The 22903-nt window shown below is 74.1% G+C and carries 18 protein-coding genes; 3 read left to right on the top strand and 15 right to left on the bottom strand.

All coding sequences use genetic code 11. The features are described from left to right. Nucleotides 1–26: 26 nt before the first annotated feature. Nucleotides 27–1280 (bottom strand): right-handed parallel beta-helix repeat-containing protein, encoded by a 1254-nt coding sequence (locus tag ABZ234_RS19710; protein ID WP_355013038.1) that lies wholly within the window; start codon nt 1278–1280, stop codon nt 27–29. Between the two features lie 292 nt (nt 1281–1572). Between ABZ234_RS19710 and ABZ234_RS19705 the strand changes: the two genes are divergently transcribed. Then, nucleotides 1573–1836, top strand: a complete 264-nt coding sequence (locus ABZ234_RS19705; RefSeq protein ID WP_355013037.1) for a hypothetical protein — start codon at nt 1573–1575, stop codon at nt 1834–1836. Between the two features lie 34 nt (nt 1837–1870). Here the strand turns inward: ABZ234_RS19705 and ABZ234_RS19700 are convergent, their stop codons facing one another. Next, on the bottom strand, nt 1871–3052 hold the full coding sequence (locus ABZ234_RS19700) for an amidohydrolase (RefSeq protein WP_355013036.1): 1182 nt from the start codon (nt 3050–3052) through the stop codon (nt 1871–1873). A gap of 653 nt (nt 3053–3705) precedes the next feature. On the opposite strand from ABZ234_RS19700, the gene ABZ234_RS19695 reads away from it, so the two are divergent. Beyond that, nucleotides 3706–5079 (top strand): hypothetical protein, encoded by a 1374-nt coding sequence (locus ABZ234_RS19695; RefSeq protein WP_355013035.1) that lies wholly within the window; start codon nt 3706–3708, stop codon nt 5077–5079. 21 nt (nt 5080–5100) lie between these two features. On the opposite strand, the gene ABZ234_RS19690 is transcribed toward ABZ234_RS19695, so the two are convergent. The 4 genes from ABZ234_RS19690 to ABZ234_RS19675 form a co-directional block, all read right to left on the bottom strand. Then, nucleotides 5101–5574, bottom strand: coding sequence for an SRPBCC domain-containing protein (locus ABZ234_RS19690; RefSeq protein WP_355013034.1), 474 nt, complete (start codon nt 5572–5574; stop codon nt 5101–5103). A gap of 183 nt (nt 5575–5757) precedes the next feature. Further along, nucleotides 5758–6555, bottom strand: coding sequence for an FAD-dependent thymidylate synthase (gene thyX / locus ABZ234_RS19685; RefSeq protein WP_330162378.1), 798 nt, complete (start codon nt 6553–6555; stop codon nt 5758–5760). A 239-nt stretch (nt 6556–6794) separates the two neighbouring features. Continuing rightward, entirely contained in the window at nt 6795–6935 is a 141-nt protein-coding gene (locus ABZ234_RS19680) for a GPGG-motif small membrane protein (RefSeq protein WP_267945365.1), read from the bottom strand. A gap of 140 nt (nt 6936–7075) precedes the next feature. Further along, nucleotides 7076–9310, bottom strand: coding sequence for an anthranilate synthase component I (locus ABZ234_RS19675; RefSeq protein ID WP_355013033.1), 2235 nt, complete (start codon nt 9308–9310; stop codon nt 7076–7078). A gap of 354 nt (nt 9311–9664) precedes the next feature. Between ABZ234_RS19675 and ABZ234_RS19670 the strand changes: the two genes are divergently transcribed. Next, nucleotides 9665–11947, top strand: a complete 2283-nt coding sequence (locus ABZ234_RS19670; protein ID WP_267945367.1) for an ATP-binding domain-containing protein — start codon at nt 9665–9667, stop codon at nt 11945–11947. 128 nt (nt 11948–12075) lie between these two features. Here ABZ234_RS19670 and ABZ234_RS19665 read toward each other — a convergent pair whose 3' ends face one another. The 9 genes from ABZ234_RS19665 to ABZ234_RS19625 form a co-directional block, all read right to left on the bottom strand. Continuing rightward, on the bottom strand, nt 12076–13056 hold the full coding sequence (locus tag ABZ234_RS19665; RefSeq protein ID WP_355013032.1) for an SEC-C domain-containing protein: 981 nt from the start codon (nt 13054–13056) through the stop codon (nt 12076–12078). 260 nt (nt 13057–13316) lie between these two features. Beyond that, a complete protein-coding gene (locus ABZ234_RS19660) occupies nt 13317–14621 on the bottom strand; it encodes a DUF5685 family protein (RefSeq protein WP_355013031.1) in 1305 nt (434 codons plus the stop codon). A 180-nt stretch (nt 14622–14801) separates the two neighbouring features. After that, nucleotides 14802–15212, bottom strand: a complete 411-nt coding sequence (locus tag ABZ234_RS19655) for a spore-associated protein A (RefSeq protein ID WP_344180742.1) — start codon at nt 15210–15212, stop codon at nt 14802–14804. Nucleotides 15213–15571: 359 nt separating this feature from the next. Further along, the gene (locus ABZ234_RS19650; RefSeq protein WP_355013030.1) at nt 15572–18418 is read right to left on the bottom strand and encodes a hypothetical protein; all 2847 of its coding nucleotides are present in this window, start codon (nt 18416–18418) and stop codon (nt 15572–15574) included. A 305-nt stretch (nt 18419–18723) separates the two neighbouring features. Further along, nucleotides 18724–19701, bottom strand: a complete 978-nt coding sequence (locus ABZ234_RS19645; RefSeq protein ID WP_355013029.1) for an aldo/keto reductase — start codon at nt 19699–19701, stop codon at nt 18724–18726. Next, the gene (locus tag ABZ234_RS19640; RefSeq protein WP_267945380.1) at nt 19701–20099 is read right to left on the bottom strand and encodes a MerR family transcriptional regulator; all 399 of its coding nucleotides are present in this window, start codon (nt 20097–20099) and stop codon (nt 19701–19703) included. Before ABZ234_RS19640 ends, ABZ234_RS19645 begins: the two co-directional genes overlap by 1 nt. A 99-nt stretch (nt 20100–20198) precedes the next feature. Then, on the bottom strand, nt 20199–20876 hold the full coding sequence (locus ABZ234_RS19635) for a TetR/AcrR family transcriptional regulator (protein ID WP_355013028.1): 678 nt from the start codon (nt 20874–20876) through the stop codon (nt 20199–20201). A 56-nt stretch (nt 20877–20932) separates the two neighbouring features. Further along, nucleotides 20933–21727: a hypothetical protein gene (locus ABZ234_RS19630; RefSeq protein ID WP_355013027.1), complete on the bottom strand. Its 795-nt coding sequence runs from the start codon at nt 21725–21727 to the stop codon at nt 20933–20935. A 182-nt stretch (nt 21728–21909) separates the two neighbouring features. Next, nucleotides 21910–22791 (bottom strand): SPFH domain-containing protein, encoded by an 882-nt coding sequence (locus ABZ234_RS19625; protein ID WP_344180752.1) that lies wholly within the window; start codon nt 22789–22791, stop codon nt 21910–21912. Nucleotides 22792–22903 lie beyond the last annotated feature (112 nt).

Here is a 22903-nt window from a genome sequence, read left to right as displayed (position 1 = left end):
GCCCCCGGCGTCGTCGCCGTACGGGATCAGCAGGTGTTGTCCCGGCTGTTGTCCCAGGTGATGTTCCGGACGACCGTGCCCGCCGCGCACGGGTTCTCGTTGAGCGCGGTGTTCACCAGCCTCAGGTTCTCGAACGTGATGTCCGAGGTGTTGGCGAACTCGGAGCGGGCGGCGATCCGGATGTCGCCGGGACCGGCGATCGTCCCGCCGTCCTCGGCGATGGTGACGTTGTGGCAGTTCTCGACCAGGACGGCGTTGCTCCCGGTCTGCGCGATGTCGACGCGCTCGATCACCGCGCCTCCGCTCTCGGAGACGCAGAAGATCCCGCGGCCGCCTCCCCGGGCGCGCACCTCGCCGACCCGGATGTTGTCCGGGTATCCGTTCCCGATCCGCCCGTTGCGGTTGGCCATGCGGAAGGCGGCGTAGCCGGTGCCCGTTCCGGCGTCCACCGCGTCCACCAGGCCGACGTCGGCGTTGACCGTGTTGTTGAGGAGCAGACCGGAGTACCCGGTGTCGCGGGCGGTGACGGTGCCGATGCTGAGCCCGTCGACGCTGTAGGTCTCCACGCCGTGGTTGTTCGTGCCGGAGACGTAGACGTCGTCGATGGTGATGTCGCGGGTGGTGCGCGCGGCGTCGCTGCCCCGGCTGTCGACGCGTATGCCCAGGCCCGAGGAGAGGCGCAGGTCGATCTGGCCGAGGTGCACCTGCTGGGAGCCCCGCACGAAGACCCCGAAGTAGGGGGCGCCGGTGACCGACAGGTGGGGCACGGAGACGTTCTGGGCGTTGCGCACCCGTACCGGGGCGTGGTCCGCGGCGACCGCGCCGGAGACGTGGATGGTGCCGCAGACCTCCAGGGAGGTGTGGCTCGGCAGGTCGAGCGAGGCGTTGCCCGGGACGGTGCCCGACTGCCACACCACCACGCGCTCCTGGGAGGAGCGGCCGGGGGTGAGGCTGCCGACGGCCGTGCGCATGGCGGTGAGCATGTCACCGCCCTCGTAGAGGACGGTGCCGCCGTTGCGCGCGACCCAGGTGGAGCCGAGCAGGTAGGCCTCGGCGTCGAAGCCGCTGTCGCCGCACGCGGCGGCCGCGGTGCTTCGGTCGCTGCCCGCGTTCCGGATGTCGTGGGGCTCGGGTGCGGCCGGCGCCTGAACGGCCGCGGCGGCCGTTCCCAGGGCGAGGCCGGCGGCGAGCGCCGCGTTCAGCAGGAGGCGGCGGGCGCGTCGTCGCGGTCCGGCGGCGCGGGTCCGGCCGCGCCCTCCGGTGGTGGGGGTGGGTGTCATCGGTGCTTCTCCTGTGCGAACTCCGGGACGGTTGCGTCCCGGGAGGGGTGAGCGGGGACAGGGAGCGCTCCCAGGAGTCCGGAACCTAACACGGAAAGCGCATTCCGGGTAGCCGTGCAACTACGCACGGAACACGGGTCTGGCCGCGGAGACAGGGGTTCTGGCACAATCCGTCCCATGCACGACGACCGAGAGGACCGTGCCGCGTAGGCGGCCGGGAGACGTCCGCTCCGGGGCCCCGCCCCGGGAACGGCGACCACACACCGCGATCGACGGCCTCTCCGGACCCGCGATGGCCGAGATCTCGCGGCTCGAACACCGGCACCCGGAGATGTCCCCGGGGTGGACGCGCGAGCTGGTCGGGATCTGGCGGCGGTTCGTGCGCTCCCCGTACCACCGGCTGTGGGAGGAGGGCGACGGCGGCTGCGGCGTATGGGAGTGCTGCGGCGACCCCCACGAGGCCCGCGTCCTGCTGGAGGCCGTGGCCCACCGCATGACCTCCCGCCGTGCCCGTGAGTTCCGTGCCCTCCTCCGGGCCCTGGACGACCTCTACTGACGGCCGGGGACCGGCGTCCCCGGCCGCGCCCGGGTCAGACCAGGCGTCCGTCCCGGGCGACCACGCGCCCGGCACGGACGACCGTCCGGCGCGGGGGGAGGTCCACCACGACCTGCGGCAGGCACTCCCCGTCCACCAGCAGGAAGTCGGCGGGAGAGCCCACGTCCAGGTCGGCGGCGGGCAGCCCCACCACCTCCGCGCCGGAGTGCGCGGCGGTGAGGTAGGCGTCGGACAGCTCCCCGTCCAGGCGCGAGCGCAGCGCCCTGGCCATCATGTGGGCGCGGTGGAGCATGTCCGCGTCCCCGAAGGGGCTCCAGGAGTCGCGGACACCGTCCGAGCCGACGCCCACGCGGACACCGTGCTCGCGCAGGCGCGCGGCGGGCAGGACCCGGGCCGCGTCGGAGGCGACCGTGGTCAGGGAGATTCCGGCGGCGCCGATCCGGGCGGCCAGCCGGTCGAAGCCGTCACCCGCCTGGGCCACGCAGAAGGCGTGGCTGACGGTGACGGAGCCGCCCATGTCGAGGGCGCGGGTGCGCTCGATGACGGCGTCCATGGTGCGCACGCCCAGGTCGCCGCGGTCGTGCAGGTGGATGTCGACGCCGACGCCGTGGCGGTCCGCGATGTCGAAGACCAGGTCGAGCTGGCCGTCGGGGTCCCCGTCGAAGCCCTCCGGGTCGATGCCGCCGACCAGGTCGGCGAGCCCCGACCTGACGGCCTCCTCCAGAAGGCGGTCGGTCCCGGGCGAGCGTCGGACGCCGTGCTGGGGGAAGGCGACGGTCTGGACGTCCAGGGCGTGCGCCAGGTTGCGCGCCGCCCGCCGGACCCCCTCCAGGCCCTCGAGCCCGTAGACGGGCGCGACGTCGGCGTGCGCGCGCATGGCCCGCGTGCCCCGGGTGACGGCGTGGGCCATGAGCCGCTCCGCGCGGACACCGACCGGCGTGGGCGAGTTCCGGAAGAGCTCGGCGTCCTGGGCCCCGAACCCGGCGATGCCCTGTGCCGGGCTCCGGGAGTGCCAGGGCTCGCCCCAGGTCGTCTTGTCCGGGTGGATGTGGGCGTCGACCAGGGTCGGCAGGGCGATCAGTCCTCCGCAGTCGACGACGGCCGTCTCCCCCTCGGCTTCCGCGGCCACGTTTCCGTCTACCACGACCAGGTCGACGGGGTCGCCGCCCAGGGGGCGCAGGTCGCGGAAGACCGTCGTACGGGGCTGTTCGTCCATGGTGGGCCTCTCCACACGGGTGCCGGTGCGTGCGCCGGGGACCGACCGGCCCCGGACGCGCGGCGAATGCTACGCCTCCGACCGCGCAGCACCGCAGGTGGGGCCGGATGCGGGGCTCAGAAAACCACAGCGCTCCGAGCTCCGCTCCCTGTACGCTCGGCCTGTCCAGGCAGGAGACATGTCGGCAGGGATCCGAGGAACGGTCACGGAGGGTACACCGACCTTCGGCACACGGCCCAGCTCCGGGCCCGGCGCAACGCGCTCGCCTCCGATGTCAGACGGCTCGTGCGCGCGTCCTGCGAGGACGATGGGGACGAAGTGGAACGGATACGGCGAAGGCACCTGGAGGAGTAGGACGGAAAGGACCGAAAGCCTCACGGAGCAGGGCTTTCGTGTTAGCTTCGAGATCCGATACCGGCTCTTCGACTCCTACCGGCTGGTGCGCATGAACTACGTCCCGTACGCCACCACGCCCGCACCCGAACTGGTCTCCGGCCCGGAGACCGATCGTCCGGGCCAACACGGTGCGCGACCGGGCACTGCACCGGTCTTCCCCCCTGCACCGAGTACCAGAGGCCCTTCGACGCCGACATGCGCCCCCTGCGACCGGCCTCGACAACCACCGGACCATACACGGCCCCCTCGCTCTCCGAGTGGCCGCCGAACGCCTCATCGCCCGGCCGGACGCGACGCTGAGCGCCCTCGTGAGCGAACTCGCCGCCGAGGATTCCCGTCTGGACGCCCTCGCCGAGGAGGACGAGTTGAGTGATCTGCGTGCAGTGATGACGGCCTCGTACCAGGCCCTGGACGACGACACCACCCGCTTCTTCCGACGGCTGGGACTGCATCCGGGGTCGGAGTTCTCCGGCGAGGCCGCTGCCGCGCTCACCGACACCCCACTGCCCGAGGCCCGTCGGCGCCTGGACCACCTGACCCGCGCGAACCTGGTCGAGCGTCTGCGGGAGAACCGCTACCGTCTGCACGATCTGGTGCGGCTCTACGCCGTCGAGCGGGTCCGCGCCGAGGAGGAGGCCGGGGCCGTGGGCGAGGCGGTGGGAAGGGTCGCGAAGTGGTACACGCACGCCGCCGCCCGGGCACAGCTCGCGGAGCACCCCGAATTCCCCGCCGTGCCGGGAGACGGGCAGGGCCACGAGCTTCCCGGGCTCGACTCTGTCCGTGACGCGCTGGATTGGTTCGAGACCGAGCGTACGAACCTGGTCGCCGTTGTGGGTGCCGCTCTGGAGCACGGCCACCACGGCACCGCCTGGAGACTGCCCGCGACCGTTTACGGTCTGTTCGAGCTGCGCCGGTACTGGCACGAGTGGCGTGACCTCCACACCCTCGGTCTGCGGGCGGCCGAGAGCGCGGGCGACGCCTTCGGGACGGCTCGCAACCACCTGGGGATGGGCGACGCCCAATGGCTGCTGGGCGACCTGGACGCGGCCGTGCGCCACTACCGGGCTGCCCTGGCCTCCAACCGCGAGGCCGGTGACCCGTGGGTGGAGGGGTTCGCTCTGCGCCAACTCGGTGTGGTGGCCTGGCAACGCGGCGAGCGCGGCGGCGCCGTGGAGACCGTCGAACGGGCCATCGGGGTCTTTCACGAGGCGGGAGAGCGGCGGGGGGAGGCCATGGGACTGCTCAGCCTGGCCGACTTCCGCGCGGACCTCGGCGGGTTCGACACCGCACTCGGACACTGCCGGGCCGCGATTCGGATGTTCGAGGACATCGGTGACGTGTGGAGTACGGCGTGGGCACGCTGCACGCTGGGGCGGATCCTCACCGGTTCGGCTCGGGCCGGGGATGCGGTGGCGGAGTACTTGTCGTCCATCGAGGTCTTCGAGGAACGTGACGACCGGGACAGCCGGGCAGTGGCACTGATCGGGCTGGCGGAGGCCCGCGTCGCCCTCGGTGACGGGGAGGGCGCCAGGGAGGCGCTGGGAGCCGCCCTGGACTACCTGCGCGACCACGGCGACCCCCGTGCCGAAGAGGTGGAGGCGCGGCTGCTCCGGCTGGCCGCCGACGGCTGAGGCGTGCGCGCCGGCGGGTGCTCAGGCCTCGACGTGGGCCGCGAGGTTGGCCAGGGACGAGGCCAGACCGTCCTCGTGGTCGGCCTGCGAGATGCCCCGGGGCACGTCGGTCGCCTCGACGGTCACCTCGGTGCCGTCCTCCGTCCCGGCCAGCCGCCAGGTCATCGTCATCGTCCCGGCGAACGCGGGATCCTCGGACTCGAAGGCGACGCGCTGCACGATCCGCTCCCCCGGGACCAGCTCGGCGAAGCCGACCTCGGTGACGTCGCTGGCATCGGAGGTCTTGCCGTGTCCGGCGGCCGGGTCGAGGTAGGTCAGCACCATTCGGAAACCTCCGCCGGCCCACGGCTCGAAGCGTTCCATCCGGCCGGTCATCCCCTCCGGCGGCAGCCAAGCCTCGAGGGAGCCCGGATCGGTCATGGCGCGGTAGACCGCGGCGGCGGACGCCCGCACCGTCCTGGTCCCCCGGTCGGTACGCGGTTCCTCGCCGCCCATGTCCACGGTCCTTCCGCTCGGGTGCTCCGTGCCCACGAACCTAGCGGACGCGGTCCCCCGGCGCGGCGCGGGGACACGGTGCCGCGCCCCCGTGCGAACGGCCCGCCCGCCCTCGGGCGAACCGGGGCGGACGGGCCGTGTGCCGGCGCGGGACCGGACCGGCCGGTCGCGCGCGGAAAGGGGTCAGACCTTGCGCCACCGCGGCACCCACGCGCCGTCCTCGACCTCGTAGTCGCCGAAGAGGGCGGGGGCCTCCTTCTTGAGGGTCTCGCCGATCAGGTTGAAGAGCAGGCGGATCTCCTCCTCGGCGCCCGGGGCGGTGCGCGCCTCCAGGGTGTGGCGCAGGGTGCGCACGTTCGCGGTCCACACCAGGCCGGTGGCGACGCCCTCGGGGGCGAAGCGGCGCATGAAGGAGGTCTTGTGCTTCTTCTCCGCGAACTTGACGCCGTCGTCGTCCAGGCCGAAGTGGTCGGCCATCCAGAGCTGGAACTCCTCCATCTGCTGGAGCATGGCCGTGGCCCGCTCCATCAGCTCCGGGTCCTCCTCCGCCCAGTCCGGGAACCAGAACGGCAGGTCGCTCAGGCGCACGAAGCGCAGCGACTCCTGCGAGACGGCGACGCCGGGACGGTGCCGGATCAGCTCGTGGGTGAGCACCCGGGACACGTTGTGCAGGACGAAGCTGAAGCTGACGTGCTCCAGGACCGAGCCGTGCAGGCTGGCCAGGATGTTGCCGAGGTACTGGTCCTGGTCGGTGCGCACGCGCGTGACGTTCGGGTTGAGGCCCGGCTCCCAGGAGCGGTAGCACAGGCGCCCGGCGAACTCGGCGAGGTTCTGCGGATCGTTGAGGTGCGCGTCGAGCTCGCCGCGGTCGAACCGCTCGATCCACGCCTCACCGCCGACCTCCTTGAGGTAGTCGGTGATCGCGTCGTAGTCGACCTGCGGACGCGCGACCAGACGAACCTGCGGCTCGACCCTCTTCACAGCACTGCCTCCCGTTCGGTGGGCCCCGCCTCCGGGCACGCGTGAACGCCGTGACCAGGGGTTCCGGGGGCACGGGGGCGTGTGTGGGGGCGGGGCCGATTAGCCTCACCCGAGGGTACACGTCCGGGGACGGGAGAGGGCCGGGTGTCCTCCTGGGAGGACACCCGGCCCTCGGACCGGTATCGGTGGTGTCGGCGTGGTGGAGGTTTCCCGCTCGGCGGCGGGCCTGCCTTCACCGGCTAGAGGCCGTAGAAGGTACCGGGGGCCAGAACCAGCCCGACGACGATGGAGATGATGCCCCAGAGGAGCTGTCCCCGCAGCACTCCGAGAACACCGGCGACGATGAGGATGATTCCGAGGATCGTTAGCAAAATACCCATACACAACCACTGTCCTATAACGAAATCATCAAACAGCGTGCGGTGATTTGTTTTGCTTTGGTGGCATCGGTGCAGGTGAGGAGGCCCGCACGTGGCACAGGCCACGCGCGGGCCCGGATCCGCCGTCCCCTCCGGAGGCGTCAGTCCCGCGCCAGGCGCAGTGCCCGCGCCACGATCCCCTCCCCGACGCTCGCGGTCAGGATCGACTCGGGGTGGAACTGGACGGCGTACCGGCGCGTCGCCGGGTCCTCGATCGCCATCACGACCTCCTCCCCGTCCGCGCCGTCTTCCAGGACGGCGGTGACCTCGAAGCCCTTCACCAGGTCGGGAAGGGTGTAGGTGGAGTGGTAGCGGGCCGCGGGGAAGGCCTCCTCCTCGCTCAGCCCGCTGAGGAGCCGCCCGCCGGACACCCTGACGCGGCCCGGCTTGCCGTGCACCGGATCGGCCAGGGTGCGCAGCTCGCCGCCGGCGTGCTCCACCATGCCCTGGAGGCCCAGGCAGACCCCGAACACCGGCAGGTTCCGGGCGGCGAGGGCGTCCAGCAGGGCGGACATCCCGAAGTCCTCCGGAAGGCCGGGGCCGGGCGAGATCACCACCAGGTCGGGGGCGAGCCGGTCCAGGAGCGACGGGTCGAACCCGTAGCGGACGGTCGTGACCTCGGCCCCGTGCCTGCGCACGTAGTCGGCGAGGGTGTTGACGAAGGAGTCCTCGTGGTCGACGAGCAGGACCCTCATCCCCTCGCCGGGCAGGTCCGCCGCGGGGGCCGCGACCGGTTCCGGGACCGCGGGCGCCCCCTCGGCGGCGAGGGCCTCCCGGCGTGCGGCCTCCTCTCCCAGGGCGAGGGTCTCCAGCAGTGCGCGCGCCTTGAGGAAGGTCTCGCGCTCCTCCGCCTCGGGGTCGGAGTCGTAGAGGAGGGTGGCGCCCACCCGCACGGCGGCCACGCCGTCACGGATGTGGGCGGTGCGCAGGGTGAGGCCGGTGTTCATGGAGCCGTCGAAGTTGACGACGCCGACGGCGCCTCCGTACCAGCGGCGGGGGCTGGACTCGTTCTGCTCGATGAACCGCATGGCCCAGGTCTTGGGGGCGCCGGTGACGGTGACCGCCCACATGTGGGTCAGGAAGGCGTCCAGCGCGTCGAAGTCGCGGCGGAGGGTGCCCTCGATGTGGTCCACGGTGTGGATGAGGCGGGAGTACATCTCGATCTGACGGCGGCCGATCACCCGGACGCTGCCGGGCTCGCACACGCGCGACTTGTCGTTGCGGTCCACGTCGGTGCACATGGTCAGCTCGGACTTCTCCTTGACGGAGGACAGCAGCTCCTGGATGTTCTCGGCGTCCCCGAGGGCGTCCTCCCCGCGCCGGATGGTGCCGGAGATCGGGCAGGTCTCCACGCGCTGGCCGGTCCCCGGCTCACCGGTGACCCGCACGAACATCTCCGGGGAGGCGCCGACCAGGTACTCGCCCTCCCCCAGGTTGAAGAAGAACTCGTAGGGCGCGGGGTTGCGCTCGCGCAGCAGCTCGTAGAAGCGCGCGGGCGAGGAGCAGCGGGCGTAGGTGCGGTGGCCCGGGACGACCTCGAACAGGTCGCCCCGGCGGAACTTCTCCTTGGCCCGGGCGACGACCTTGGCGTAGGAGCCCGGTTCGGGCCCCTCGGGAACCTCCGAGGCGACCACGGGCGGGGTCGGCTCGGTCTCGCGCGGCAGGCCCTCGGTGGTGGCCTCGGGGCGGTCCCCCTCGGCGGGGACGGTGAACTCGTAGGTGTAGCGCACGCAGGTCTCGCGCTTGCGGTCGCGGACGATGACGGCGTCGGGCAGGTGCAGGACCAGGTCGCGGTCGTCCGGGTCGCGCTCGATGTGCTCTTCGATCGGCTCGAACTGGAAGGACAGGTCGTAGCCGAACGCCCCGTACAGGCCCAGGTTGGCGTCCTCGGGGCTGCGCAGGGAGGCGATGACGGCCCGCAGCGCGGTGAAGACGCTGGGGCGCCGGCTGCGCTCCTCCTCGGTGAAGAACGCGTCGGGGTCGGGTTCGGGGACGACGACGCAGACCTGGTCGCGGTCGCGCCCGTCGGTGGCGCCGACGGTGCCCAGCGCCCGGGCCAGGACCGGCAGGAGCACGCGTCCGCGGTCGTTGAGGGCGGTGGCGGTGACGCGGCGTCCGCGGGTGGTGATCTCCAGGCACGGGTCCACGTACCCCAGGTGCCAGCGGTCGTAGCGGCCCGGGTACTCCATCCCGGAGGAGAGGACGCCCCCGCGCCGGTACTCGACCGACCGGACGAGGTCGGTGAGGACCTCCGGGTCGCAGGGGGTGGCGCTGCGGTGGACGGTCACGCCGCCCGGGGTGCTGTACGTGGTGGTCTGTGTGGCGCTGGCGTTCACGGCCGGTCCTTTTGCGCAGTGTGCGGACGGGGTGACCGCACCGGCCGGGGCCGTGAAAACACGAACGACCGCCGGTCCGGGGCGGTCGCTGGGGTATGCGAAATCGGAGCACCGCCTAGAGGCGGCGCCACCACTGGGCTCGGGGCGAGGTGGTTCGCATGGGCCCGAGTGTAGCGGGTGCGAGGGGGCTCGGGGAGTCCGACGGGGAAGTCGGCGCCCGTGTCCCGCAGGAGGAGTGCGGGACGCTGGACGAGCCGGTCGGTCGGGGAGCGCAGGACTGTGCTAAGCTTCGGAACCCACTGTGCCTTTCCGAGCAAAAACATAGTTACCTGCAACAGGTAGGATATCAAGCACATGCAGTTCTGTCAAGACGGCGCCGGGGAGGCGTCACCGGAGCAGTCCGCACTGGCCGCGGAACAGGCCCGGGTCGGCACGATGTACGAGCGGCTCGACGTCCTGCGTGCCCGCACCGCCGAGCAGCTCGCCGAGGTCCAGCTCGACGCGCAGACCGGCTACGCGGCGCTCGTGGAGCGCGAGACGCGCGCCTACGAGCACGCCCGGCGCCGCGCCCAGCTCAGCGCGGTCGAGGAGGGGCTGTGCTTCGGCCGGATCGACTTCTCCCACGACGACGGCCCCGAGGCCCGCTACGTGGGCAGGATCGGCCTGCGCGACACCGAGCACGAGACCATCCTCGTGGACTGGCGCGCCCCGGCGGCCCGGCCGTTCTACGCCGCCACCCCCGGTGACCCGCAGGGGCTCACTCGCCGCCGCCACCTGCGGGTGCGTCGGCGCAGGGTGACCGGGCTCGACGACGAGGTGTTCGACTCCGCCGGCCTCTCCGAGGGCGACCGGCGCCAGCTGGTCGGGGAGGCGGCCCTGCTGGAGTCGCTGCACCGCGAGCGGACCGGGCGGATGGCCGACATCGTCGCCACCATCCAGTCCGAGCAGGACCGGGTCATCCGCGCCCGGCTCGCCGGGGTCCTCGTCGTCCAGGGCGGACCGGGCACCGGCAAGACCGTCGCCGCCCTGCACCGCGCCGCCTACCTGCTCTACACCCACCGCAACGTGCTGGAGCGCCGCGGGGCGCTGGTGGTGGGCCCCAACACGGCGTTCCTGCGCTACGTGAGCGACGTGCTGCCCTCCCTCGGCGAGACCGACGTGGTGATGCGCACCCTCGGGGAGCTCTTCCCGGGGGTGGAGGCGACCGCGCACGACGCGTACGCGACCGCCGCGGTCAAGGGCTCCCCGCTCATGGCGGACCTCGTCGCGGCGGCCGTGCTCGACCGCCAGCGCACTCCGCTGGAGGCGTTCGGGTCGGGAGACCTTGTGGTGGAGGCCGACGCGGGAGCGCTCACCGTCCCGGAGGAGGCCTGCCGGCGGGTGCTGGACACCGCGCGCGGGCTTCCGCTGGCCCACAACACGGCGCGCAAGTACGTCGTGCGAACCCTGCTGAGCGAGCTGGCGCGGGCCGAGTCCGTGCTGCTGTCCCGCCCCGTCCAGGACGACGACCTGCCGTTCGTGGGCGAGCGGCTCTGGCACGAGGCGCCGGTGCGGCAGGCGCTGGACGCGCTGTGGCCGGACCTGTCGCCGGAGCGGCTGGTCCGCGAACTGCTCACCGACGCGGCGGCGCTGGAGCGCGTCGGCACGCGGGTCGGCCTGGACGAGGCCTCCCGGGCGGCGCTGCTGCGCTCCCCCGGGTCGCCGTGGACGGTCGAGGACGTTCCCCTGCTGGACGAGGCCGCCGACGTCCTGGGGCGCGACGACACCGACGAGCGGATCCGGGAGCGCCGGGCCGAGGAGGAGCGCGCCGAGGAGGTGCGGTTCGCCCAGGGCGTGCTGGAGTTCACCGGCCTGGCCGAGGACGAGATGATGAACGCGGAGGCCCTGGCCGACCGGCACCGCGACAGCGGCCCGCGCCGCACCACCGCCGAGCGGGCGGGCGAGGACCGGGAGTGGGCGTACGGGCACGTGATCGTGGACGAGGCCCAGGAGCTGTCGCCGATGGCGTGGCGCACGGTGATGCGGCGGGTGCCCACCAGGTCGTTGACCGTGGTCGGCGACGTGGCCCAGACCGGCAGCGCGGCGGGCGCCCGTTCGTGGACGGACGTCCTGGAGCCCTACGCCCCCGGCAAGGTGCACGTGGAGCGGCTGCTCGTGAACTACCGGACCCCGGCGCCGATCATGGCGGTGGCCGCCGACGTGCTGCGCGAGGCGGCGCCCGGCGAGGAGGTCCCCGAGTCGGTGCGCGAGGACGGTGAGCCGCCGCGCGCCGTGCGGCTGGCGTCGCTGTCCGAGGGGCTGCCGGGGATCGTGGCCGAGGAGGCGGCGGCGGTCGGCGCGGGCCGCGTCGCGGTCGTCACGTCCGACCGCCGCCTCGCCGAGGTCGCGGAGGCGCTTCCGGACGCCGCCCGCCCCGGCCCGGTCAGGGACGCCCTGGAGGAGTCGGTGGTGGTGCTGACCGCGACCGAGTCCAAGGGGCTGGAGTTCGACTCGGTGGTGGTCGTGGAACCGGACACGCTGCTGGAGCAGCCGCGCGGCGCCAACGACCTCTACGTGGCGGTCACGCGCGCCACCCGGCGGCTGACGGTCGCGCACACCTCCGACCTGCCCGAGGTCCTCAAGCGCCTGGAGGGGTGAGAACGGGCCCCGGCCACCGCGTCGGCGGCGTCGAACAGGTCCTGGGGCCGGTCAGCCGGGGGCGGCGGACGATCCGCCGCCCCCGTCCGTCGGCAGGGGCGGGAGCGGCGTGCCCGGGACCGCGGGACTCAGCGCACGGACGGGGACCCGCAGCACTTCTTGTACTTGCGCCCCGAACCGCACCAGCAGGGGTGGTTGCGCCCGGGGGGCCAGGGGGCCAGGCGACCGGACTCCGGGGACAGCGTCCCGGCCCAGAGCCGGAGGGCATCGCCGTCCGCCGCGTCGAGTCCTCGGGCGCCGGCGAAGGCGCCCAGTTCCTCCGGGGTGGTGAGGACCGTGGCCAGGAGGGCGCCGGCGTGTTCCGCGGACTCCGCCCGCAGGGACCGCTCGACGCCGTGGTGGTGGGCGTCCGTGTCCGCGTCGTCGGACAGGAGGCCGAGGTCCCGGGCCTCGGGGAGGGCGTCCCGCGCGAAGGCCGCGTGGACGACCGGGCCCCGGCCGGGGACGGCGTCGTCGGCCCGGTCCAGGGCGGTCTCCAGCGACGACGGCGCCCCGTCCGCCGCCAGGGCCGCGCGGTCGTGGGCGTCCGGGGCGAGTCCGAGCCTCTCGCGGGCCACGGCCCGGCCGACGAGCGGCAGGAGTCCGTACGGGTCCAGCTGGGAGATGATCTGCGCGGGCTGGGCGAGGATGGCGCGACAGGCGACGTTGTAGCAGTACAGCGCCTTGTCGAGGTCTCCCTCGCGGGCGAACTCGTCGGCGAGCACGACGGCCGTGGCACGGCCGAGCACCCCGGGGCGCATGAGCCCCTCGATCAGGTGGTCGGCCTCGTCCACGCGGCCCTCGGCGCGGAGGGACGCCGCCAGCATGTGGGTCGCGTACTGGCGGTGGTCGGGGTTCGGGGCGAACTCCCGCAGTGTCTCCAGCAGATCCCGCGCCGTCCGCGGGTTCGTGGGGCCCAGCCCCTGAGCCGCGTTCAGGAGGATCTCCCCCGCCTCGTCCGGGGCCGCCGCCAGGTCGTCCAGGTACCGCTGGGGCAGGTCCATCTCGAAGAGGGCCCCCACCAGTTCCGGGGGGAGCGGGGACGGGGGCAGGGGTGCACTGTCGGTCATGCTCCCAGGTTAGGAGCGGCCCGGACCTGCGGTGACCGGCCTGCCCGTGGCCTCCGGTCCCGTCCACCGGGACCCCTTCGCGAGCCCCCGGCCGGGCGAACCGCTCTCTTGCTCGCCCCGCTGTCCCGGAGCAGCGCCCTCGACCACCGGAGGAGCACAGACCCTGCCCGGGGCTCGGGGGCGGCGGGGCGCCCCCGGCTTCCGGAGGCGGACGCGGTCGCGTACGCCGCCGGAGGCCAGGGGTACGGGGGTGGCCCGTCTCAGATTCCGTCGCAACAGGCGCAGCACTGGCAGCACTGGCAGCAGTTGCAGCACTCGCAGTAGTCGCACCAGGAGCGCCGCGGTTTGCCGCTCCAGGGCCCGGGGTGCGGGTCCCGGCAGCAGAACTGGCACGTACCGCACATGAACAGCGCCACCGCGCACCCGCTGAAGACGCCTCGCGCCTTCGGCGGGTGGGAGGCCGCGGGGGTGTCGCAGGAGCAGGCGGTACAGCACCCTCCGCCTCCGGACTTGCCGCCCCCGGAGCCGGAGCCGTGGCCGCCCTCGCCGGGTCCGTGACCCCCGTGGTGGTGGCCTCCTCCCTGGTGCGGGGTTTCCACGCCGTAGGCGTCGTGGGGGCCGTGGGAGTAGCGGGGCGTGTGGGGCCCCGGGGCCTGATGCTGATGCGGGCCTTGAGGGTGGTGGGGACCGTGCGGCCCCGGCGCGGGGTACCCCGCCTGGGAGAAGACCCTGTCGACCGAGCGGCCGAGTTCGCGGACCAGCAGGGCGCGGACCAGGCGGTCGTCGGTGAACTCGGCCTCCTCCAGTGCCAGGCGCACACCCAGGACGGCTCCGTCGCACAGTTCCCGGGCGCGGTCGGGGCCGGTGCCCGTCGCGGTGAGCGGGTTCCAGGCGCCGCGTGCCAGGTCCTCCTCACGGTCCTCGACCGCGTCCAGCAGGTGGGCGATACGACCGAAGAGGCGCCCCGCCTCACGCAGCGGAGCGGCGTTGGCGGGGCGGTCGGCGAGGAGTGCGGTGTGCGCGAACGCCTCACCGGTGGCCTCCTCGGTGGGGGCGGTGACCGTGAGGATGTCGGTCCCCTCCCCCGCGGCGAGTTCGACCTCCCGCTGCCGGTCGATCACCGCGACGAGCCCGGCGCCGTCGAAGCCGAGCCTGTCCCCCGCCTCCGTGGCCCCCTGCCGCCAGCGCGCGGCCACCCGGCCCGCGAGCGAGCGGACGCCGCGACGGCCGTAGAGGCCGTCGCCGTCCTCGATGTGGTCGGTGATCTTGGCGGAGGCCAGCATGAGGGAGACCGCGGCCGCCAGGTACGCCCCCGAACCGTTGGCCGCCCGGGCGCCGCGCATGCCGCGCAGCGGACAGCGGCCGGCGGCGCGGGTGTCGGCCTCCCTCTCGGACTGCGCGGCCGTCAGGACCGAGACGACCAGCCCGTCGTAGTTGGTGGCGACCCGGGAGGCCTGGCCGTGGTCGTCGCGCAGGGCCAGACACAGCCCGCACATGTGGGACATCCACTCCTCGGCGAGACCGTCGGGCAGGGTGTGCCGACAGGGGCGCAGGATTCCGAACACGAACCGCTCCTCATCATTCGACGCGACGATCTCGCGTTGACGACGGGGTTCGACGCCCGAAGTGGCCGTGGGGTTCTCCGTTCCGGCTCCGGAGTGGACCGGCGCCCGGCGGGCGGGCCGCCTCGGCGAGGCGGCACGCCCCTCCCGGCGCCCGTGCGGGCCCGGGATCCGGGTGCCCGGTCAGCCGCAGTTGGTCCCGTTCTTGAAACCGTTGGCGCCGTTGATGTAGCCGTACCAGTCGACGCAGCTCCCGGCCGCGTGGAGGTAGACCGGGCCGGCGTACGTCGTGTAATAGCCGGCGTCCTGGACCGCCTGGCTCGCGTCGTCCTGCGTCCGCTTGAGGGCGACCACCATCTCGACGGCCGCTCCGGGGTTGTTGCGCACCGTGACGGCACAGTTGTAGCCATTGGAATTGTTGTAGGTGAGGAAAGTGGTGCCGGAATTGCCGACGGCGACGCTGTTGACGACGTTGTACCCGGAACCGCAGGCACCGTTGTAGGTGGCGGCGTGCGCGGGGGATGCCACCAGGGCCCCGGCGGTCACGGCGACCCCGAAGGCGGCTGCGGCAGCGGCCGCACGCAGTACGTTCATGTCGTTCCTCCGTATCGTTCGCACTCGTTCGAGCGCCGGAACGGATGCTTTCAGCCTCCTCTTATTGCCGACTTTTGTTTTCCTTCGCACGCCATGAACGCCCCCGCCTTCACGGGTCCCATATCGCCGTTCCCGTCCCGCCCGCACCACCGGCCCGACGGGTTTCACCGGAAACGGAAGAAAGGGGGGCGGCTTCTTCCGCCGCGGGCACAGCGCGCCGGGACGGACGGCGTCCGCGCACCTCGACCGGAGGACGCACGGAACGGTGGAGGGCGCCTGCGGCGGCCGGCCGTCCCGCCGGAGGGGAGGGGACGGCCGGGCCGGGACGTCGTCGCCTTCGGGGCCGGAGCCGGGCGGGGTCACCCGAACAGCGAGGCGATCCCGTCGCCGAGGAGGGCGAGCAGGTCCAGGGCGCCCAGGTCGAGGCGGGCGCCCGCCTCCAGGCCGGTGGCGAGGAACGCCACCAGGAGGATCGGCACCAGGACGCGCGGGAGCCGGCGGCGGGTACGGGGGGCGAGGGGTGCGTCGTGCTCCTCCTCGTCCTCGGGGTCCAGCCAGGGGCGGTCCAGCCGGGCGACGTCGCGCCGCAGGTCCTGGACCTCCGCGTGGTAGTGGTCGCGCTCCTCGCGCACCCGCTGGAGTTCGGCGCGTTCGGCGCGGACGGCGGCGCGGGCGTCGACCACGTCCACACGGGCCCCTTCCGGGCCGCGGCGGGAGTGCCAGCGCTCCAGGCGGGCCAGGGGCAGGTCCGCGTACTGGGTGGGCCAGTTGTCGTCGGCCGGCCCCTCGTCGAAGGGGTCGTCGAACCCGGGCTCGGTCTCGGCCGCGTAGTCGAGGGGTTCGTCCCCGCCCCGGTTCCCGTTCTCCCCGTCGGCCGCCGCGACCACGCCGAGTGGCGGGGCGTCGGCGGGGGCCCGGAGTTCCGGGGCTGCGACGGGCTCGGGCGGGGCCGGAGGGGCGAAGTCCTCGGGGGGAGCGTCTGCGGGGAGGTCGCGTCGTTCGGCCGGGGGCACGGCGACCGTCCGCTCGTGCGGCTCCCGCCACTCCGGGGGCTCCTGGGACTCCGGGGCCTCGGGCACCTCCGGCGCCTCCCCCGCCCCGGGAGCCCGGGCGGCCTCCTCGGCCTCCCGGCGTTCGGCGGCGCGGCGCTGGGCGGCCCTCGCGTCCCGGTCGACGGCCCTGCGGAGGGTGCGGCCGAACATGCGCGGCCGCCCGGCGACCGGGGTCGGGTCGTCGGTGACGATCTCGCCCGCCTCGTAGTAGGCGGGCGGCGCCAGGGGGTCGCGGGCGGGAACCGGCCCGGGCTGCGCGTAGGGTTCCGGGGCGTCGAAGATCCCCGTCGTCCGCCGGTGTCCGCCCTGCCGTTCGCCCCCGTCCGCCTCCCCCGTCCGGAGGGCGCCGGAGGTCGACGGTTCCCCGGGCGCGGGGGCAATGCGGGGCATGCGGGCCCTGGGGGGAGCCTCGGCGGCGCCGTCGGGCCCGTCCACGGGCTCCGGCGCCTCGGGCAGGGGCTCGGGGTCGGACGAGGGCCAGAGCGCTTCGTTGGTCCGGCCCTGCGGGGCGTTCCCGTCCGGGTCGCGTCCGGACCCTGCGGCGGACCGCGCGCGTCCGGCCTCGCGCTCCGCGTCCGCGGCCCGGGCGATCTCCTCGGCGAACGCCCGGAGCGAGCCCTGTCCCAGCCGGGCGCCGGGGGCGGGGCGTGCCGCTTCGGTGCGCTCGGCGGGCGCCCATGGCTCCGAGGGCGGGCGGGGTCCGGTCTCCTCTTCCCCCGGGGCCTCGGCCTCGGGGAGGTCCGGAAGGGGGATGTCGTCCTGCTCGGACGCGGTGTCGAAACGACGGTCGCCGGCAGGGGCGCGGTCACCGGCGGAGCCGCGTCCACCGTGCGGGGCGCGGTCGCCGCCCGGGTGCCGGTCGCGGACGGGACAGCGGTCGCCGTCGGACCCCCTGTCCGCGTCGGCGTCCGGCGCACCCGGGAGGCCGTCCCCGCTCCCGGGTTCCGGTTCGCCGTCCGGCAGCGCCTCGGCCTCGGGGACGTCCTCCAGTCCGAGGTCGTCGTCGAGATCGCCGTATCCGGGGGCGCGGGTCTCGGCCGGGGGCTCCGGGGCCTCCTCACCGAACCCGCGCGGTGGCGCGGGTTCCGGGGCTCTGTGCGCCTCGAACTCCTCCGCTGGTTCCGGGGACGCGGCGCCCGCCCCCGCGTCGGACAGCGGGAGGGGGACGGCCTGCGGGGCCTCCGCGGGCACGGTCCGGGACGGGCGGGGGGACGGGGCGAGCCAGTCGGCCAGCAGGTCGCGGCGGTCGGCGAAGGTGGGGGCCTCCGGGATCCCCCGTTCGGCCAGGTGGGCGGCGAGCGCGTCCCCGCCCTCCTCGCGGAGCACGGCGACCAGGGCCTCGGCGGTCCTGCGGTGGTCCGGGGGCGGCGGGTTGAGGAACGGCGTCGCCGCCGGGGCCGCGGGCGGACCGAAGGCCAGGTGTCGGCCGTCGGCGGTGCCGAGCACGGGGTCGTAGGTGGAGAACGACCAGCTCCACCCGGCCGCCGGGATCGCCCGGGGCGGTGTGAGCACGTCGTGCAGCGCCCGGTGCATCCCCCACAGGAAGCGCAGCTGTACCGCCTGCCACAGGTCGGCGCGCTCCGGCGCCAGGGCGATGTGGACGGGCAGGTCGGGCCGTGCCAGGGCGGCGGCGACCGCGCCGACCAGGAGGGGTTCTCCGCCGACGGCGGTCTCGGCGGCGTGCCGGTCGCGGGTGCGCACGGCGCCGGGCGCGGCGGTGCGCTCCCAGGGCTCAGGGGCGGGCAGCGTGTCCATGGCGGCCCAGCCGGGGGCGGGCGGGCGGCGCTGCGCCGGGCGGGTGTTGGGGTTCTCGTGCAGCGCCAGGACGCGCGGCAGGGTCAGCCCGTACCCCGGGCCGACGATGGCCCAGGCGTGCGCGGAGCGGACGTCCCCGGGCCACCGGTAGACCAGGGCCGCCTGCCCGTCGGGGTAGGTGTGCGCCCACAGGGTCTCGGGGTAGTCGGCGGGGTCGGTGTCGGGCAGTGCGGACCGGTAGTCGGCGGTGAGCGCGGGGATGAGCCGGTCGCGCCAGGAGCGCAGTACGGGCTGCTCCGTCTCGGGCAGCGAGGAGGAGGCGGGGCCGGGTCCGACTCTGCCGAGGAGGGTGGGTTCGGCCCAGGCGAAGTGGATCTGGTGGTACATGCTCTCGGGCAAGTCGCCCCTCCCACGGGTTCGCGGACCGAGGCGGCGCGGCCGCCCCGCCGCCACTAGGGAAGGTATCCGGTCATGGCTTGAGAAAAACCGTACACACAGTTTTATGTGCGCGTATGCGTACTTTGCCCCGGTCTTGTTGACCGGCCCCGGCCACGCCACCCCTGTCCCCCGCGGAGCCCCCGCCCCCGGAGCACCGCCTCTCCCGTCCCGTGGGCCGCCGCGCACCGGTACGGGGAGGCGCTGCCGCGCCGGTCGGGCCCCCGCGCCGTGGGGGACCGACCGGCGGGCCCGGCGGCCCGTGGCCGCTACCCGGCGTCCGCCAGGCGCCCCCACTGCTCCGCGCTGAGCGTCAGGTCGGTGGCCTCGATCGCCTCGTTCAGCTGGTCCAGGCTGCTCACCCCCACCAGCGGCACGACACGCGGGTCGCTGTCCATCAGCCACGCGAGGACCACCTGGTTGCGGGTGGCACCGGTCTCCCGCGCGACCTCGTCCAGGACCGCCAGCCGGGCCGGGGTCCCGGGGTGGTCGTAGACCGGGTCGAGCCCGGCGGCCTTCTCCGGCCTCGTGTAGGCGCCCCACAGCAAGGAGGTGTAGGCGACCAGCGTGTGCTCCCGGCCCTCGGCGGCCTCCTCCCGCACGAAGTCGAGGAGTTCGGGCGTGACGTGCATGTGCCCCGTGGAGGCGAGGGGCCGGTCGAACCGGGGCTGGAGGTAGCTGTACCGGTACTGGAGCACGCGGGGGCGCGGCCAGCCGTTGGCCTCGGTGACGGCGCGGGCACGCTCCAGCCGCCAGGTCCGGTGGTTGGACAGGCCCAGCTCGGCGACCGCGTCCTCGGAGACCAGCTTGGCGAACGCGCCCAGGGTCTCCTCCATCGGGACCGACCGGTCCTCGTGGTGGGCGTAGAGCACGTCGAGCCGGTCCACCCCCAGGCGCTCGCGACTGCGTTCGGCGGCCGTGGCGACGGCCGCCGCCGACAGCCCCTCCTTCGTCTCCGGCCCCGTGCCGGGCACGGTGGGCTGGGCGCCGAGCTTGGTCGCGATCACGACCTCGTCGGTGATCCCCCGCTCCCGGCGCCACCGGCCCAGGAAGGTCTCGCTCTCGTGCCCCTCGAACCCCTCCACCCAGAACTGGTAGCAGTCGGCGGTGTCCACGAAGGTGCCCCCGGCCTCGACGAAGCGGTCGAGCAGTGCGGCGGAGGTGGCGTCGTCGGTCTGGCTGCCGAACTTCATCGCGCCCAGGCAGAGGGCGCTGACGCTGCGGTCGCCGATGGTGGTGTGGCGCATCAGATGGTCTCCTCGACCGGTTCGGGGGTGCGTTCGGCGAGCACGCCGAGGTAGTAGTCGATCTTGTGCTGGATGACGGCCTGGCGGTCGCGCAGCTCGGCGATGCGCTCGTCCAGCCGGCGCTGGTGTCCCTGGAGCACCTCGACGCGGTCGGGGACCGTGTGGTCACCGGCGCGGACCAGCTCGGCGAAGTCGCGCAGGCGGGCGATGGGCATGTCGGTGTCGCGCAGGCAGCGGACCAGGTGGAGGAGTTCCACGTCGTCGGTCCTGTAGCGGCGGTGACCGCTGGGCGAGCGCTCCACGCGGCGGAGCAGGCCCGCCTTCTCGTAGTAGCGCAGTGTGTCCAGGGTCAGTGCGAACCTCTCGGCGACCTCGCCCGGCGTGTAGTAGTCCCTCATGTCGAGAAGCATGGGACCTGGAGTGCGCTCCAGGTCAAGGGGTTCCGACGAATTGTCGGAAAGTTCCCCGTGCGGGGGCCTTCCCCCCGGCCGGGGCGCTCAGCCGCGTGCGCCCCGGATCGCACCGACGACCGCGTCCGTGAGGTCGTCGATGATCTCCCGCTCGCTGACCTCGGGATGCTCCAGCCACCACTCCCCCGCGGCCTGCACCATGCCGACCACGGCGTGCGCCACGATCTGGGACCGCAGGCGGCTGCCGACCCGCGCTTCGGCGAGGAGCTGCTCGGCGAGCTCCTCACCGAGTCGGCGGACCATCATGCCCAGGTCACCGCGCATGCGGGAGTCCTCGGACGTGGCCCGGTCCATGAGGAACCGGTAGAGGTTGAGGTTCTGGGAGATCATCGACAGGTACGCGCCGACGGTGGCCCGCGCCCTCACCTCGAACCGGGTGTGCTGGTGCAGCTCCTCGCGGATGCGCTCGATGAGCGGGTCCACGTGGCGCCGGGCGAGGGCGCGGTACAGCCCGCCCTTGTCACCGAAGTGGCGGTAGAGGATCGGCTTGCTGATCCCGGCCTCGGCGGCGATGGCCAGCATCGACGCGTCCGGCCCGTCGCGCTGGATCACCCGGTCGGCGGCGTCCAGGATCGCGCGCCGCCGTTCGGGGTCGCGTCCCCGGCCCCCGCGCCCCCCGCGTGCCGGGGGGATCTCCGGGGCGGGGGTTCCGGAGGCGTCGGTGCTGTCGGTCGGCGCGGTCGGGCGCGGGTGTTCGAGGGCCACAAGGGTTCACGGTAGCGGTTCTGCGAGGTGGGAGGGCGGATCGACCGCTCCCCGGCTCAGCCCCGGAGCGCGATCCAGGTGGCGGCGGCGCGGGCCAGCGTCCTTCCGGTCCCGTCGAGGAGCGCGCTGGTGGTGTGGATCTTGCGCCCGTCGACCGATGCCAGGTGGCCCGCCACCACGTAGGTGCTCCCGATCCGGGGGGCCTCGTCGATCCGCACGGTGAACCGGCCGAGCACGGCGGGGCGGCCGACCACGTCGCTGGACCAGCCGCCGGGGCAGTCCAGCGCGGCCCACACCTGGACCGGTTCGGCGGCGCCGGCCCCGTCGTCCAGTCCGGGGTGCGGGGTCCAGGTGCAGGCGACGGTGTTCCCGGCGCCGCCGGGGCCGGCGCCGGGGCGCACGGAACCGGCGAACAGGCGCAGGCCGTCGCCCTCGGCGCGCTCGGGGCCGCAGCTGTAGCAGCGCGGGAAGGGGTGCCCGGCGAGTCCGGCGTAGCGGCTCTCGGCCTCCGCGGCCTCCGCGAGCCCGATCGGGCCTCCCGGTACCCCGGGGGCTCCTGGCCCGCCGGGGAGGTCGGCGACCGCGGCCTCGGCGACCAGGTGGCCCGGCTGCCCCTCACCGACCGCCGGGTCGGTGAGGCGGAGGCCGGCGGCGGGGTCGCCCTCCACCGCCAGGGGGTGGTCCAGGGGCGGCGGGGTGCGCAGGGTGACCTGGACGGCGGGCCCTCCGACGCCGGTGAGCCGTGCGGCGAGCAGACCCGCGGTGTAGCCGCCGTTGCCCGACCCGTCCGGCCCGTTGTAGGCGGCGGGGACGGTGATGGTGGGGGCGCCTTCGCCCGTGGTGGCGTTCATGGCGCCAGCGTAGACGTCGGATGAATCGGACCGTCAGGGCGCCCGCGGCCGGAGCACCGCCCGGCGCGCACACGGGCGGGGGCCGGCCCGTCCGGCCGGCCGGGCATCACACGCACGGCCCCGCACGGGACGGCGGGACGGCACGGCGCGGGACGGGGTGCTCCCCGGCCCGCGCCGACGCGTCAGTCCCCGCTCCCGGTCACCGACACCCCCGCGCCCGGGGACAGCGCCACCACGTCCACGTCACCGTTCTTGATGGCCTCGTACAGGACCGCGCCCTCCGGGCCGAGCAGGTCGACGAGCGACTGCATCGCCTCGGCCTCGGCGTCCGCCAGCTCCTCCCGGGCCTCCGCGGTCTGGATCTGCTCCGCGACCTGGTGGGCCTCGGTCATGGCCTCCCGGACGGTCTCCGGCGGCACGGGCCGCTGGAGCGTGAGCTGCGGGGCGCCCAGGTCGTCGCCGTCCTCGGTGGTGTAGGTGGGGCTGATGAAGAACGCCCCGCCGCCCATCTCGGTCACGTACTCGACCAGCAGCTCCCCGACACGGGACTCCCACTCCCGCTTCGCGTCGTCGTCGGAGTACAGGGCCTGCCACTCGAATTCCGCGCTGGCGTCGTCCAGGGCCCGGCGCAGCGGCTGCCCCACGTAGTCGCGGATCATCTCGTTCCAGCCCTCGTCCTCGTGGGCCTCGTACTTGGTCCCGACCAGCTCGTGCATCTGCTGGAACACGTCGCAGTCGGGGTTGAGCTGGAACGTCACGACGCCGGTGGAGGTCATCTCCAGGTTGTCGGCGGTGACGACCGTCTCCGAGGACATCTCCGCCTCGTCGCCGCCGGAGAAGGTGAACGTGCGCTGGCCGCCGGGGTAGACGTACACCTCGTCGCCCGGGCCGTAGTACTCCCGGTTCCCGGATTCGACGCACTGGTCGAAGGCGGTGGAGGAGAACAGGCCGGCGTTGTACTCCAGCCCCATCTCGTCGGGGTCCACGCTGACGGAGCAGGCGGTGAGGCCGAGTGCGAGGGCGGCGGTCGCGAGGGCGGCGGTGGTGGTGCGGTTGGGGGTCATCGGGGGTCCTTAGGGGTGTCGTGGGAGTCGATGAGGTGGACCGCTCCGCCGCCGGCCGGTGTACCGGTCCGGTCGGCGGTCTCGTCGTGACGGCGGGCGGGGCGGGCGGCGC

Origin of the sequence: Nocardiopsis sp. NPDC006198, from assembly GCF_040613895.1 — a bacterium.
Classification (GTDB): domain Bacteria; phylum Actinomycetota; class Actinomycetes; order Streptosporangiales; family Streptosporangiaceae; genus Nocardiopsis; species Nocardiopsis tropica.
This window is presented reverse-complemented; position numbering and strand designations above follow the sequence as displayed.